The sequence below is a fragment of the Bifidobacterium tissieri genome (genome assembly GCF_002259645.1).
GTDB classification, from domain to species: domain Bacteria; phylum Actinomycetota; class Actinomycetes; order Actinomycetales; family Bifidobacteriaceae; genus Galliscardovia; species Galliscardovia tissieri.
Genome location: NZ_MWWV01000004.1, coordinates 251,359 through 266,394, shown reverse-complemented (window position 1 = coordinate 266,394; position 15,036 = coordinate 251,359). Strand labels below are relative to the sequence as shown.

The 15,036-nt window shown below is 64.0% G+C and carries 8 protein-coding genes; 1 reads left to right on the top strand and 7 read right to left on the bottom strand.

Going from position 1 to position 15,036, the window contains the following annotated elements; translation table 11 throughout:
- Nucleotides 1-181: 181 nt before the first annotated feature.
- Complete coding sequence (locus tag BTIS_RS04010) at nt 182-1,429, bottom strand: putative ABC transporter permease (protein WP_094662865.1); 1,248 nt, start codon at nt 1,427-1,429, stop codon at nt 182-184.
- 165 nt (nt 1,430-1,594) lie between these two features.
- Here BTIS_RS04010 and BTIS_RS04005 point away from each other — a divergent pair, with 165 nt between their 5' ends.
- On the top strand, nt 1,595-2,218 hold the full coding sequence (locus BTIS_RS04005) for an FHA domain-containing protein (RefSeq protein ID WP_169713049.1): 624 nt from the start codon (nt 1,595-1,597) through the stop codon (nt 2,216-2,218).
- 14 nt (nt 2,219-2,232) lie between these two features.
- On the opposite strand, the gene BTIS_RS04000 is transcribed toward BTIS_RS04005, so the two are convergent.
- The 6 genes from BTIS_RS04000 to BTIS_RS03975 are packed head-to-tail and all read right to left on the bottom strand — an operon-like array spanning nt 2,233 to nt 14,942.
- The gene (locus BTIS_RS04000; protein WP_094662863.1) at nt 2,233-2,901 is read right to left on the bottom strand and encodes a variant leucine-rich repeat-containing protein; all 669 of its coding nucleotides are present in this window, start codon (nt 2,899-2,901) and stop codon (nt 2,233-2,235) included.
- Nucleotides 2,902-2,906: 5 nt separating this feature from the next.
- Nucleotides 2,907-4,010: a PP2C family protein-serine/threonine phosphatase gene (locus BTIS_RS03995; RefSeq protein WP_094662861.1), complete on the bottom strand. Its 1,104-nt coding sequence runs from the start codon at nt 4,008-4,010 to the stop codon at nt 2,907-2,909.
- A complete protein-coding gene (locus tag BTIS_RS03990) occupies nt 4,007-6,517 on the bottom strand; it encodes a transglutaminase TgpA family protein (RefSeq protein ID WP_094662859.1) in 2,511 nt (836 codons plus the stop codon). Before BTIS_RS03990 ends, BTIS_RS03995 begins: the two co-directional genes overlap by 4 nt.
- Nucleotides 6,514-7,719 carry a DUF58 domain-containing protein gene (locus BTIS_RS03985; protein WP_420807008.1) on the bottom strand — a complete coding sequence of 402 codons (1,206 nt, stop codon included), beginning with the start codon at nt 7,717-7,719 and terminating at the stop codon, nt 6,514-6,516. Before BTIS_RS03985 ends, BTIS_RS03990 begins: the two co-directional genes overlap by 4 nt.
- Before the next feature lie 6 nt (nt 7,720-7,725).
- Entirely contained in the window at nt 7,726-8,997 is a 1,272-nt protein-coding gene (locus BTIS_RS03980) for an AAA family ATPase (RefSeq protein WP_245819264.1), read from the bottom strand.
- 11 nt (nt 8,998-9,008) lie between these two features.
- Nucleotides 9,009-14,942, bottom strand: coding sequence for an Ig-like domain-containing protein (locus tag BTIS_RS03975; RefSeq protein ID WP_094662853.1), 5,934 nt, complete (start codon nt 14,940-14,942; stop codon nt 9,009-9,011).
- Between the last annotated feature and the right edge of the window lie 94 nt (nt 14,943-15,036).

The window sequence follows — 15,036 nt, the reverse complement described above, 5'->3', positions numbered from 1 at the left end:
ATATACCAAGGGCCGTGACTCCCGTTTCGGGGGCCACGGCCCTTGTCGTATTCAGGCGCGATTCATGTTTCACGCCATTGTTTCACATGTTTCACGTCGCTGTTTCACGCCACGCGGTAGGCGTCGTCAACGCGCATTCCCACAAACGCGCATTCCCACAAATTCCCACAAATCCATACGCTCACACGCGACCGGTGAGCGACGGATCGATGGTCATGGTCTGGAATCGATGCTGCATATAGGCGTTGTCGTAATGATTCGCGAAGAACATCTCGATGGGGGAGCTCGGTTCAAGACCGGACACCCGCGAATACCAGCAGTCCAGCGCCATCAGCGTCATCGTGCCGTTGATGAACATGAGCACAAAGCATAGCACGGTCAGACCATACCGCCATTGCCACGGAATACGGTTGATCAATCTGAGTAGTCGAGGTAGACACCACCGGATCCAGATCACACCCAGCAATCCCCACATGATCATGTATTTTCCACTCGTACGGCCGCCGATCGACAGCCACTGACCCGTGTAATCCCATGCCGTGACGCCGAACGCCACCTCCATGAACCAGCTGGTCGCATACTCGAACGCGCCGCCGATCACCGCACTGGCCAGAAAGATCAGCACCGGATTACGATTCCACAGTCGGTTGAGAAACACCGTAAGCAGTACGCCGCCGAAACCGTAGATGGGGGAGAACGGTCCGTAGAGCAGACCCGCCCGATCCTGCAGTTCGCCGTGATACAACGCCATGTGATACACGGTTTCGATGCCGAGTCCCACCACGCTTGCCACGACGAACACCCAGAACAGATTGAAGAAATCCAATGCGATGTAGCCGCGACCCGTCAGATCACGGCCCACCATGTTGATCCTGGCCGCCGCCGCGAGCTCGTCCTGCTCCTTGATCCGTCGCAGCAGCCGTTGCTTTCGTCGTTCCAGTGCCAGCAGCGGATCGGCGGTGACGGAGATCACGACCAACAGCGCCAGCTGCAGCAGTTGCAGCAGCAGACCCGGTCCCAAACCGAACAACGCGAGATTCGACAGACCCTGCAGGATGGTGATCGGCATCAGCACATACGCCCAGCGAGCCGCGTACCTTCGTCGGTTACGCAGCAGCAGCACGCCGAACACGATGAGCGCCGCGCTGCCGGACACCAGCATCAGGGCATGCACCACAGTGAGGATCACGGTGAGCGTGGGCGGGATGGTGGCCATGTCGATCGAACGTACCACCACGATGATGGCCCATATCAGCAGTGGGAACGCGACCGCGCCAACGATCAGACACAGCGCCCCGTAGATTTTGGCGAGCAGTGGCAGACGAATCTCGTCGATGATGTCATCGTTCGAGGCTGTTTCGTCGTTGTTGGCGTCCGCTTCCTCGTCTGCGTTGTCGTCGACGTCTGCGGTGGTGCGCGGTGCGGTCATGATCCCCCTCCGGTGCATGTGATCGTCCTGTCCATCCTAATCGGCAGTGGTAACGGCCGGCATGATGATCGATACGGTAAGTCATATGGCAATTCGCGCGGCAAGTCATGGCATCGGATACTGCAGTCATCGTCGTAATGCCACGCATGTGGTAGGACTGAACGTATGAGCAGAAGCATTCCCTATCCTCCGCCACCGGAACCCGGATGGTATGACGACGACACCATGCAGGGGCATTCGTCGGGAACGAACACCGGTGGAACATATGAGTCGGGGGCTTCCGCCGCATCCGCGGAACCGGCCAATGGCAAAGTCGCCAATGCCGTTAATGCTACCAATGCCGTTAATGCTACCAATGCCGTTAATACGGATACCAGCGCCAGTACCAGTGCCGGCGTCTACGGCGACGCGGACTGGGACGGCACCGTGCTGTCCTCGTCGTTCATCGATCGGCGGCCAAGACACCGGTATGTGCTGCGCAACGACTCCACCGGGCAGACCGTGATTCTCGATCACAGCGCACTGCTCGGTCGCAAACCCACCAAGGCCGTACCGGAAGGCGTACTGCCGCAGAAACTCGACGATCCGACCCGTACCATATCACGCAACCATGCCGCAGTGAGTTTCGACCGCGAGGGACGGCTATGGATCGAGGACTACCGTTCCCTCAACGGCACCTACCTCATCGTCAATGGCGAGGAGATCCCGGTGAAGGAACGTCCGGTGAGGGTAACCGTGCCCTGTACGGTGCGGATCGGCGACCAGTTCTTCAACCTCGAAGAAGGCTGATCAAGGCGAACGCGTTATGCGTTTGCGGCACGACGCTCGGCTAAGGCGGCGTCGATCTGCGGATCGTGCTGCCGGGCGAGCCAGTCAAGCAATTCCGGATATGTGCTGGGATTCCGTGCCAGATAGACACGCAGCTCGGGCGCGTATTGGGCGATCTGCGCGATCGTAATCGCACTGGTATGCGGGTCGAGCGCCTGTTCCACGGTGAATCCGTAAGGATTGCCGTGATTGCTGTTCGCGCCATCGTTCAGTTGAGGTTGAGGCTGAGAGCCGCGAGACTCGGATCCTGGTCGGGACTGAGGCTTCTGCTGATGCTCGGGAATCAGCGGTGCGACCGATTGCGGTGCCGACGGCTGCGCTGGTGCCGCCGATTGTGACGGTGACGATTGTGGCTGTGCCGATTGCGCCTGCTGCGCTGGCTGTGCGTTGTGACGGGTGTTGTTGCGAGTGCCGTCGTTGCGGGGTGTGGCTGGTCCGCTTCCCCGATATCCGCGTTCCGCGGCCTCGGCCTTCGCCCGGTCGTCGCCGAATTCGGCTATCCAACGCAACAGTCCGGGATACGCCCGCTCGTGCGCCGCCACATTCGCGCCGAACTCCGGGTTCTCGTAGGCGATCCGTGCCAGAAACACCGGGTCCGCATTCGGATCCTGCACCGCCCTGACGGCGGAATCATAATCAACCATTACATTCACTCCCCAACGCTGTCAGGCCGATGACGGGCGGCCACTGTTCGCAGTGTATCCAGTGTCGACTCGCTGATGCTGGAAAGGTCCTCATTGCGGGCGATCTTTACATACGACCATGCGGCATTATCGTCACGCGACGCCATGACGTCGGTGGACGAGCAGACCGTATCCACCACGATCACCGTGATGTTGTCCTTGCCACCTGCGGCGAGCGCCGCATCTACAAGCGCCTGAACGGTTTCACGCGGATCACGGTTGACCGCCGCGATCGCCGCGATCGCATCGTCGTCCAGTTCGGAATGCAGTCCGTCGGAGCAGACGATGAACCGTCCGGGCAGATCGGCGCGGAAGTAGTCGGGGTCGATGCCCTCCGGTGCGCCCACGCATTGGGTGATGAGATTGCGCGGCACCAGCTGGTCGGCAAGCTCCGGCAGCATCACTCCGGCGTCGATCAGCTCCTGACGGCGGGAATGATCCCGGGTGACCTGCACCATGGATGAGGCGCTCCAGCCTCCGCCCGGCTGGGCGTCAAGATGATAGGTTCGTGAATCCCCGATGTTCACCACATACCACGACGGCATGGTGTCGGCGTCGAAGTCGAGTACGCAGGGGAATCCCGTTCCGTTGGCATCCGGCAATGAGTCGATGGTGTCGTCGTTCAGATCCTCAAGATCGAGGCGGGCGGTGACCACGGCATCAGGCACCGCGGCAATGCCGTCGATGGTGTCGTCGTCCTCGTCGGGGAATCCACTGACGTCGGTGCGGGTGCTGTATGGTTCGCCGGTCACGACGTTGCCCATGTCTGACAGCACCAATCCGGTGAGCGTGGTGCCGGAAATGCCGCCGAGTTCGCGACCGAGTTCGCATACGTCACGTTGCGCTTCGTCGATGACCGCGGCGATGTCGGATTTGGAGCGACGTTCCCTGTCGATCAACGACTCGCAGTGACGGATGGTACGCGCGCTGGCCTCCTGTCCGGCAACGCCGCCACCCATGCCGTCGCATACCAGAAACAGTCCGCCGCTTGCCAGACCGTGGTCCTGATTGGTACTGCGCCTGCGACCGATGTCGCAGATCATCGCCGCGTCGAGATACACGTGGGTCATGATGCTCCTTGCATGGTGTGAGTGTGGAAAACAGTATGGATGAAGCCCTTACGAGGCTTATTCGGTTTGGTTGTCTTGCCCGGCTTGCCCGGCGCGTCCTCATGGGCCATCGAATCCACGGGATTGGCGAACAATCCCCTGACCGACAGTCGGGCGATCATGGCCTGACGTTTCGGCAGTGACCGCAGCATGGCCTGACGGACCCGGTCCACGTCCGTCCAGTAGTCGGCCGCCGTACGTTCGTCCGTATCCTCGCCGGAGAACGTGGCACGGTCCGCGCGTCTGCCCAGATCGTCCAGCGTCTCCGCCGACAGCGAGAACCGGTCGGCCAGCATACGGCTCTGCTCACGACGGGTTCCGGACACCGGCGTGCCGCACTGGGCGGCGAGCATGCACAGCCAACGCCATCCCTGGGCGATGCGCGTGCTCGGCGAGCCCCGGCCTCGTGCCCGTCTCAGCAGGATCGACTTGAACAACAGGATCGCGCCGACGATGATCAGAGCGATCCACAACGGGCTGCCGTACAACGCCACCCGCCCGGCGATCAGCCGCAACATGCGCCAGAAGGCCGTGGTGTTCGCATTCGCGTCGCTGCCGCCGATGTTCGTCTGACTGGTGGTACGGTTCTGTTCGCGCAACGGGTCCTGCAACGGCACGGGAGGCTGGCGGACCAGCGTCTGAGGATTCGGCGGTGTGAGGTTCTGATCGTCGTTCGGGATCTTCGTCTCCTTGGGGGTGGGGTAGAACGCCACCCAGCCGTAGCTGTCGAGTCGGATCTCCACCCAGGCGTCGATGTCGTTGCCGGTGAAGTCGATGCTCGTGGTGCCGTCGTCACGTACCATGGTGCGTTCATCGGAGATGCTGCCGTCGGAATCCTTGGGCAGGAAGCCCATCACCACGCGTGACGGAAGACCCAGATCACGGGCCATGAGCGCCATGGCGGAGGCGTACTGTTCGCTGTCGCCCACCATGGCACTGCCGTTGAGCAGCAGATCGATGCGGTAGGCGCCGTGGCCGGGCAATGACGGATAGTCGCCCTGCAGACCGTGGGAGAACCAGCCGTTCTCCTTGAGCTTGTCGGCGAGCTTCTGCGCGGCCGCACCGCCTTTCGTCTCGCCGCCGGCGAACGACGTGGCCGCGGACTCCACCGAATCCGGCACATCCTGGGCCTTCGGCTGGCTTATGGGCGCGGCGTCGGCGTCGGTGATCTGCTGGGCGTTCGGTTGCTCGGTGAGCCGACCATGTTCCACATATGTGAGTCCGGAATCGAGTCCGGACGACAGCAGCGCGGAATCGGTGCCGGCGTTGTAGTAGAAGGACTGTGACAGATCCGACGAGCCGAACGATACGGAGGACGCCTCGCCTGCCGTGGGCAGCCAGACGTCACCGAGTCCGTTGTGCACGGTGAACGTCGCCGTGAACGGCGTGCTCTTGAGCTTGCTTCCACTCCGGTCAGTGCGGTCGCCGTCGATGGTGTCGCCCACACGGCGGTAGTCGGACGAGCCGAACGCTGCGGACGAATCGGACAGATTCCATACCGAACCGTCGAAACGATCCATCACCGCCAGACGTACCGGCGTTCCGGCGGGCAGACCGGTGACGGTGAGCAGCTTGTCGTCCTTATGATCCTTCACATACGATCGCAGACCACTCAGCGGACTCGTATAGCCGTATGGGCTGAGCGGCGGATCGTAATGATCACGCAGTACCTGACGCTGTCCGTCGATGGCGAACGCGGCGCCGCCGGCACCGATCGTGGCCAGTGCCGTGATCAGTACGGCGGCGAGCAGACGGTTCGCCTCCAGCAGACGCATGCGCCAGCTCATCCAGATCAGCATGGTCAGGGCGATCAGCACACCGATGACGACGGGGTGGAATCCCGACGATGTGCCCAACGCCGCACAGGCGGCAAGATTCACCAGCACGATCGCCAGGGATGGCAGTGACAGCAATGGATTCGTGGAGAACGCGAACACGCCCGACAGGAACGTGGCCCACAGCACGATGGTCCACAGGGCCATCAGATCACCGCTTCCGGTGCCCACCGCGGGCTCGATGGCGATGATGTACTTGAACGCCCCGATTGTGGCGGCCGCGCCCTGCGCGATCGTGTCGAGCGTGGGTATCACCCGTGCGATCGTGGTGTGGGGCAGGGCGATCACCGGTCCGATGACGAATTGGGCGATCGCGAGCAGCAGCAGTTGCCACCACAATCGCAGCAATGCGCTTCTGCCGGCGAGCGCGCAGGCGATGCCGATCAGCGCCGCGGGGATGGCTCCGGCCGCCCATGCGGCTGGTGTGCCGTAGACGCCGAGCAGGTTCAGCGATGCCGTGAGATTCGCCAGCATGATGACGATGGCGTTGATGATGATGTGCTGATCGGATCGCAGCCGTGCCATCACACGACGACGGGGGAGTCGTGATCCCGGTGCCGCGGTGCGCGAGACGAGGATGGTGGGGTTGGGCGAATCCGCCCAGGAGCCGGGAACGGTGGTGCGGGCGGTCATGCCATGGCCTCCATGATCAGCGGGAGGTCGTCGAGACTACCGATGACGGCTAGGGTGAAGCCGTCGAACCGTCGCAGGGATCGTTGCGCGCTGGGATCGGTTCGCAACACCATGCGCGATGAGCCTGGCGGCATGGTGAGCATCATGCGTTTGATGTCGTCATCGGGGTTGCCGGATCCCACGGTGAGGCAGTAGAGCGAGGCGTCGGGACAGTGGTTCAGGGTCGACGCGGCGAGATTCGTCTCCGGCCGGTCCTTCGGCTCGATGGCGCTGCAGGCGTCGAGGAACGTCATGGTGGTGCGGGGGTCGTCGCGGTGACCGGCGACCACGGTTCGCAGCGGACGCTGCTGCATCAGGCATTGCACGCCGATCGACGCGTGGACGGATACGGCGAGTTCGAATTCCTCGCGGCTGGCGTAGTGCGTGGGATCCACGTCGAGTGCGAGCGCGGTGGTGGTGCGTCGCGTGGCTTCATACTGTCGGATCATCAGCGTGCCCGCCTTGGCGGTGGACAGCCAGTGCACGTTGCGCATGTCGTCGCCCGGTTCGTATTCGCGCAGTCCGTAGAAGTCAAGATCGTCGTCCACGATGTCGCCGCTCGGTTGTCCCTCCAGATCGCGTTGGATTCCGGCGTTCAGCGTGTGCAGTCGTATGGTACGGGGGTGGATGTAGACGTCGATCCGGTCGGCGACGGTCTTTTCGTGGCGGATCAGACCGAACGGATCGCCTTTGCGCACCCGCAACGGTCCTACGGACAACACGGCCCGCGACGCGGCGGTGAACCCGATGGCGGTCTGTCTGCTTTGCCGTGGGGACAGTGCGGGGATGGGAAAGCCCTCATGGTCGTCGCCGATCAGAAGATCGCCGTGGGCGTGTGCCGTGGTGGCGCGCCCGGGGTTGCTCACCGTCACGTTCACGGTGATGTCGTCCCCGACCATGATGCGTCGTGCGGGCACGTCGAGCCGTGCCGAGAAGCCGGTGTTGCCCAGTGACATCACGATCGCGATGATGAGCAGGATCGTCCAGATCACGGTCATGGAGAGCAGTTCGTTCCACCCGAGGGCGATGTATCCTACCGCGCACAGCACGGCGGCGACCAGTATGGTCCAGCCGAGCGGGGAGACGTAATCCCGCAGAAGGGCGCGTTGCAGCAGCGCCGTTGTCGGGCGGAATCGGGAAAGGGGGATCGGTCGTGCCATGATCGCGTCCTATGCGCCGATGGTGGGGGCGACCACGTCGTCAAGCACCGAGGCGATCACGCTGTCGGTGGTGTCGCCTGCGAACGTGGCCTCGGGTGTGAGGATCACGCGATGGGCGAGTACCGCCGAGGCGAGTTCCTTCACATCGGCGGGCACCACGTAACTGCGTGAATCGGCCGCCGCCCATACGCGTGCGGAACGGACGAGCGCGAGTGCGCCTCGGATGGAGGAGCCGACGGCGATCCGATCGTTGTGTCGCGTTGCTTCGACCAGACGGACGACGTATTCGAGGATCGCGTCGTCGACGTGCACTGTTTCGGCGATCGCGCGCATGGCCAGTACATCCGCGCCGGTGGTGACCGGTCGGACGGTGGCGGCACGATCACGGACCCGGGCCTCGCGCAGGATGCTCAGGCTGGCTTCGTGTCCGGGGTCTCCCAGCGAGGTCTTGATCAGGAATCGGTCGAGCTGGGCTTCGGGCAGCCGGTAGGTGCCCAGCTGTTCGATCGGATTCTGCGTGGCGATGACCATGAAGGGCTGGGGAACGTCGTGCGTCACGCCGTCGACGGTGACCTTCTGCTCCTCCATGACCTCCAGCAGTGCGGACTGCGTCTTGGGCGACGCTCGGTTGATCTCGTCGGCGAGCACGGTGGCGGCGAACACCGGCCCCTTGCGGAAGGTGAACGCTCCGGTCTGCTGGTCGTAGAAGGTCACGCCGACCACGTCGCCGGGCAGTAGATCGGGGGTGAACTGGATGCGCTTGAACGGCGATTCGATCGAGTTGGCGATGGCTCTGGCCAACTGGGTCTTGCCGGTGCCGGGATTGTCCTCCAGCAGTACATGGCCGCCGGCCATGAGCGCGGTCACGCATTGCCGGATCGTATGCTCCTTGCCGATGACCGCTTCCGACACGTTGTCCACGATGGCGTTGAACACCTCGCCGAACCGCGTGATGGACGCATCCGAAGCGGGGCCGCGAACCTCGGCCGGCCGGGGAGTCCTCTGCTGGCGGGTAGGCGTCGAAACGGGTGACTGGCCGCGCCTGGGATGCTCCGTCGGTATCAGGGGATGACGGTGGGCCGTGCGCTGCGAGTCCGCCCGCGGTACTGGCGACTGGCCGAGCGGCTGTGTGGGAACGGTGGTGTTGGAACGGCCGATGTGCGGCAACGCTCCCAGCCGCGTCTCATCGGTGTCGTCCGAGGACTCCTGATCCTGGTTCGGGGTGAATCCCCGGAACCGTCCGAGACGGGTCGCGTCGTCATCCATGTTGTTGTCATCCATGTCGTGCTCCTTCATGAGGACATCCGGAAGCGTACCAGATAGGCCGCCGTCGGGGTCGTGGTCGGTTGCGTGACGAATCGTCCGTCATCGGTCAGATACGAGGCCGTCGATGCGGTGGGACGGATTCCGCGAATGGTCTGATCGCCGGAGTCGGCGTTCAACGACGCATCCTCGCCCTTGAGCGACACCTTGAGCCGCCACTTGGACGGGTCCGCGGGAGCGTTCATCTGCGACAGGTCGATCACCGTGCCGTCGGTCACCGAGGCGTTCGGCACGGCCGCGCCGTCCACGCTCAGCTCGACCACCGGCTCCTTGCCGTAGGTGTTCACCGCCGAACCGTTCGTGTTGCGCACCACCAGATGGTTGCGGTCGGCACCATCCCATTCCAGCCAGAAGCCATTCGTGTCAATCGTGGGAGCCACCTTGTACACGTATCCGGTGGGTTCGCCCGCGGTCACCGTCTGACCGGCGTGACCGTTCAGCGACTGCGTGGCCGTGGCCGTCGGGCAGCTCGTCCATGGGCTCAGATCGACGTTCAGCGATCCGTTCGCGTCACTGCTCGACTTGTCGCCGAACCGTACCGAGACGCTGTCGAACAGGCCGTTGGCCTTCCACGTGGCCGTGCATGTACTGCCGTTGGCGCTCACCTGCAGGTCGGGTCGGGCCACTTCGGTCTGCGGAACGATGGTCTGCGAGACCGTGGCACCATGCGTGCCCTCACGCGACGGCGTGACCGTAACCGACACCGACACGTCCTTGAAGTATTCGGATTTGTCGATCGTGAAACTGAATGAGCGCTCCGTGCACGAAACAGGTCCGCCACGGCTGACCGTCACGCTCGCACAACCCGCGCCATGATCGTTGATTTCGCCGATCGTGCCGCGGATCGTATCCCCGGACTGCTCCAGGGTCAGCGACGGCGGGTCGATGTCACCCCACGGCGTGCCGGGCTGGCCGCTCATCGCCTCCGGACCGTCGCCGGCGCGGTTGTGCGCCTTCACCGTGGCGGAGAACGCCGCACCGCCGGCATTGTTGTCCACGGAGAACGTGGCGGACGTGCCGGACACGGTCTGCGTTTGCGTCCCTCCGGCACCGTTGATCGTCACCGTATACGATTCGGGTACGCCGCCATCTGCCCCCGGCGCGGACCAGTTCACCGTCACCGCATGATAGCCGCCGGTCACGGTCACCCCGCCCGGTGCCGCTGGCACGCGATCCGGCGTCGCCTTCACCGTGTTCGACGGCTTGGACCATCCCACCTCGTTGCGTGCGCGCACGGTGAACGAGTATTCGCGGCCGTTCTCCAATCCGGTGACCCGGCATGACGTGTTCGTACCGCATGAGACGGAACCGCCGTCATACTCCACCTGATATTCGACGATCGGACTGCCGTTCGCCGACCCCGGCGTCCACGACAGGCTCACGGTGCCATCCGAAGGCAGATCCGTGATCGGGGACAGCAACGGCGCATCCGGCAGGCCCACCACCGATACCGTGATCGTGGCGCTCACCCTGCGTGAAGTGTCGCCGGTGCCGTCCTCGGCGGTGACCACCACCCGGTTCGTGGATGCCGGCGCATCCTGCGCTGCGATGATCGACACCATGCCATCCTGTGCATACTTCACCGAGACGTGGGACCCCTCACTCGAAGCGCCCACCAGCTTCAACGGGGTGTCCGGGAACGGGTTGTAGGCATCCCGCAGCACATTCACCTGCTGCGTCTCCCCGGCCTTGACCTTCACCGAGACATCGGGAACACGGGCCATCGGACGATCGGTCTGCGTCACTCGCAATGTCACGCCGGTCTTGACCTGACCGGAACCGTAGTCGATCGTCAACGGCAGGTTCACCGTGGTGCCGGGCTTGGCGTCCGTCGGCGCGCTCACGGTGAGTTCGCCGTTCTTCGCCACGGTGGCGCTCACCGGCGTGGACAGTCCCGACGACGAGTACGCGTACGACGACGCGTCGGAACCGTCCGGTGCCTTGGTGAACGCGGACAGGGAGATCGTCTTCGCATCCTCGCCGGGGACCACATCCACCGTGGGTGAGGAGAACGTGGGGGCAGGCGCATCCTTGCCCACGACCGTGATCGGCAGGGTCAGCACGGCGGAGTTCACGATCGTCCCCTTGCTTTTGCGACCGTCCACCGCGGTGAACGTGATCGACGCAGGACCGGAATAGTCCCTGGCCGCGGTGAACCGCAACGTCGTCTCGTTCACATACATGTTGCCGCCATCCGATTTGGTGGCGCTCACCGAGTCCTTCGACGCGATCAGCGCCGTCTTGCCCGCGCCCACGCGCACATGGTCGGCGATGGGAATATCGATCGTCTCACCCGCTCGCACCGTAAGATCCGGTGCCTTCGGACGCAACGTCGGCGGGAACACGCCATAGGCGGGCACCTGAATGAACGCGGTGGATGTCACATGGTATCGCGTATTGGTCACCGTGTACGGCACGGCCCGGGCGGCATCGGTCAGATCCACCGAGATCGTCGTGGACGAGGTGCCGCCTTTGCGCCGGGCATGGTCCGAGGCGCTCGCATCCACGTTCACCTCGAGATCGTCCACACTGCCCGACGGGTTCGCGATCCAGTCGCGCACGTCCACGTCCACGGTCCGCTTGTCCACCGTGGCGCTGGCGGGCACCTTATAGTCGTAGGCGGTGGGCGGCGATATCGGCGCGTCGGCGGCCACGGTCACACTCAACGTGGCGGTGTCCGTCAGTCCGGCCTTGGTCCGGGCCGTGTACATCACGTAGGCGGTGCCGGGGGAGTCGGGTGCCGTGAACTCCACCATGTCGTCCTTGACCGTGGCCGAATCCAGACCCTGCACGCTGAGCTGTTTGTCCAGCGTCAGGTTCTCGTCGTCGCCGGAGATGTCGTTGAGTAGTACCGGAACGTCGACCTTGGTCCCCGGTCGCACGGCGATCGTGTCGTCGCGGGCGAACACTCCGGAATCGGAACCGCCGCGGAACACGCCCACACGGATCTGCGCCTGGGCGCGCTGCCCGGTCCAGTCCTCCACGGCGTAGGTGAACGTGTCGGTGCCTGACGAATCCGCATACGCCTCGTAGATCAGATAGTCGGCACCCACTTCGGTCACACGGCCGAGCGAGGGAACGGTGTTGCCCAGTCCGTTCAGCGTGTCGCCGTCGCCATCCACGTCGATGCCGGTCAGGTCGATCGGGATGCGCACCTTGTCTCCGGCGGCCACCTGCGCGGTCACATCGGCCGGTGTGGGGGCCGACTTGCCTTCGGCGTCCGAGGCATGCACGGCGAAGGTGATCGTGCCGGACGCCGTATTGCCAAGGGAATCGCGCACCGTATAGGTGACGGGGAACGATCCCTCCTGATCGCCGGCCTGATAACGGACGGTGTCTCCGGAGACGAAGACGAGACCGGGGAGCGTCTGTCGGTCATAGGTCAGATCGGTGTCGAGTGTAACGGTTCCAGCCGCGGTCACATGGTTCATCACGTCGACCGTCACGATGCCTCCGGTACGCACCTGGGCGTTGATGTTGCCGGCCTTGGGTGCCGACGATTGGCTGGCCGACGCCGGCGGCTGCAGTACGATGCGCCCCTCGGAAGTGCCCTGCGCGTTGGCCACCGTATAGGAGACCGATACCGGCTTGTCTGGCGTCTGCCGTGCCGTCAGATACACGCGCTTGTTGCCGACGATCCCCGCCTTGATGCCGGTGGCGGGGTCCACGCTCACCGAGGTGACGGCGAGTACGCCACCGAGAGGATCCACGTCATTGGACAACGGCTCCACGATCGCGGTGTTGCCGTCGCCAAGCAGCGCCACATCGTTGGTGGCGACGGGCTTCGCCGAATCACCGCTGGCCTTGGCGACCTCGACGCGTGCCAGACCCGTGGACTGCTTCGATCCCTGCAGAATGCTGTAGGGCACGTAATAGGTGCCGGGGTTGGCGGCGGTGAACGTGAACGACATGGTCTCCGCGTTGGCGGTCGCCGTAGCCCCGTCGGGCTGGGAGACCGAGCCGAGCTGCACCGGCTGCGTGGAATTGCCGTGCACGTAGGGCTTGAGATCCACCGTGGTGCTGGTCCCCGGCTGGGTCTGCTTGACCACCGGGTCGATTACGGGGGAGAGCGTGTTGGCCGGACGGATGGAGAAGTAGACGGTTCCGGTTCCGGTCTGCTCGCCGTCGGATACGGTCACGTTCACGGCCACGCGTCCCGTGGTCTGCGAGCCGGTGTTGAACACGAGCTGTCCGTCCGGTCGTGTGGAGACCATCACCTGCTCGGAGTTCGTGGGATTCGCCGACACCAGCGTCATCGGATCGCCATCATCGTCCGAGAAACTGGCCAGGGCGTTCGCCGTATACGTGGCACCCTGTTCCACCTGATACTCAGGGGACACGTCGGTCTGCGCGGGCGCATGATCGCCGTCGGCGGACGTGATGTTCAACGTCACGGTGGCCGAGGACGACTGACCGTGACCGTCGGAGATCGAATACGAGAACCGTACGGTTCCGGTGCCCGCCTGTGTGGCGTCGAGCTGCAGATACCGTCCGTCGTAGACCGGCGCGACGCTCACGCCGCCGCCCGGGGATTCGACCTTTTCGATATGGAGCACCGAACAGTCGGTCTGCTCGTCGTTGCGCAGCACGTCGAGGATCTGCTCGCCCCCGGCGCGAGCGCCGAACGTGTCGTCCACCGCCCTGATCGACCCCGATGCCGCCGAGCATGTCTGGGCGAAGTCGCGGTGATTGTCGGCGGTGTTCTGGCTCTCCCGGCTGGTAGTGGGGTTTTCCGACCTGATCTGATCCCACTGCAGTTTGATCGCGTTCGTGGAATCGTCCGGATTCCACACCTTGCCGTCCGTCATGTCGTTGAGCACCACCAGACGGTGGTTCGTGCGGAACCGGAGCTGTGAGGTGGCGTCGATCTCCTTGAGCGTGACGAATCGTGCGTCCTTACCCGAGGCGTCCCCGCCGTTCACATCGCACGTCTTGAGGAAGTTGTCGGCGTTACGACTCCACGCCGCCCACACGCATCCGCCGGACGATACGGGCCGGGCCGCCTCGCCCTGGCCGCCGGCCGCCAGCGTGGTGGGATCGACCGTCGGCCGGTTGAGATCCACCAGAACTAGGCCGGTGGTCGAGGCAGCCGCCACCCAATCGCGCTGGGCGTCGTCCGTCGGGGGATCCTGCAGTGTCACCTTGCCTGTGATCGGCAGCTTCGCCTTGCCCTTGGGCGTGATCAGCGTGGTGTCCGAGGCGACCACCGGGGTATCCGAGACCACGGTGAAATCATCGGCGTTCAGTCGTTTGCCATCATTGAGCGAGCCCCATTCGCGGACTGATCCACGAGGATCGTCGAGTACCAGCACCATGGCATCGGCGGGACGGTATCCATAGACCACGCCACGATGGTCCACGGCGATCCGGCCGCCCGAACCGAGTTTCATGACAGGACTGCCGGTGGTAGGGGTCACGGCGTCGACCTTGCCCGCATCCCCGACCCAGACATTGCCGGTCTTGGTATTGAGAAACGCGACGGTGGAGCCGGCCACCATGGTCTGTGTATCGGCGCGCAGATCGGTGTGCCCATCCACGGCGACGGTGGATGCCATGATCTGCAGCGCCTGAGAGTCTTCGGTGAGCACCGTGTCGGAACCCGACTGTCCCACGTCGAAGCTGGCGGCGGATGAGGAGACCGATGCGTCGGCCTCCTTGAGACGGACATTGAATCGTGCGGCCTTCTGATTGCTGATCGACGTGACCCATACCGTGCCATCGTCCAGCTGGACATGACGGCGGGTGATCGATTCGACGATGATCGCACCCACGACGATGCCGATGACCAGCAGCAGGCCGATCAGCGGAGCCAGCCACCGATTGCGAAGAAACGGCGCGAGCGGACCACGACGACGAACCCCTCGTAACGTCGAATGTGCGGTCGACCGATTCTCGCGACCCATGGCACCCCCTGTTCCGTTACCGGCCGGTTGGCCGGAATCATATGAGCCATGATAGGCCGAATCACTGGGGGCGAACACCCGTCCGCCCCCGTCC

What these genes read in the sequence shown, in the direction of transcription:
- BTIS_RS04000 (WP_094662863.1), bottom strand. Translation starts at nt 2,901, where the DNA reads ATGGTTGATTATGATTCCGCCGTCAGGGCGGTGCAGGATCCGAATGCG.
- BTIS_RS03975 (WP_094662853.1), bottom strand. Translation starts at nt 14,942, where the DNA reads ATGGGTCGCGAGAATCGGTCGACCGCACATTCGACGTTACGAGGGGTT.
- BTIS_RS03990 (WP_094662859.1), bottom strand. Translation starts at nt 6,517, where the DNA reads ATGACCGCCCGCACCACCGTTCCCGGCTCCTGGGCGGATTCGCCCAAC.
- BTIS_RS04010 (WP_094662865.1), bottom strand. Translation starts at nt 1,429, where the DNA reads ATGACCGCACCGCGCACCACCGCAGACGTCGACGACAACGCAGACGAG.
- BTIS_RS03995 (WP_094662861.1), bottom strand. Translation starts at nt 4,010, where the DNA reads ATGACCCACGTGTATCTCGACGCGGCGATGATCTGCGACATCGGTCGC.
- BTIS_RS04005 (WP_169713049.1), top strand. Translation starts at nt 1,595, where the DNA reads ATGAGCAGAAGCATTCCCTATCCTCCGCCACCGGAACCCGGATGGTAT.
- BTIS_RS03980 (WP_245819264.1), bottom strand. Translation starts at nt 8,997, where the DNA reads ATGGATGACAACAACATGGATGACGACGCGACCCGTCTCGGACGGTTC.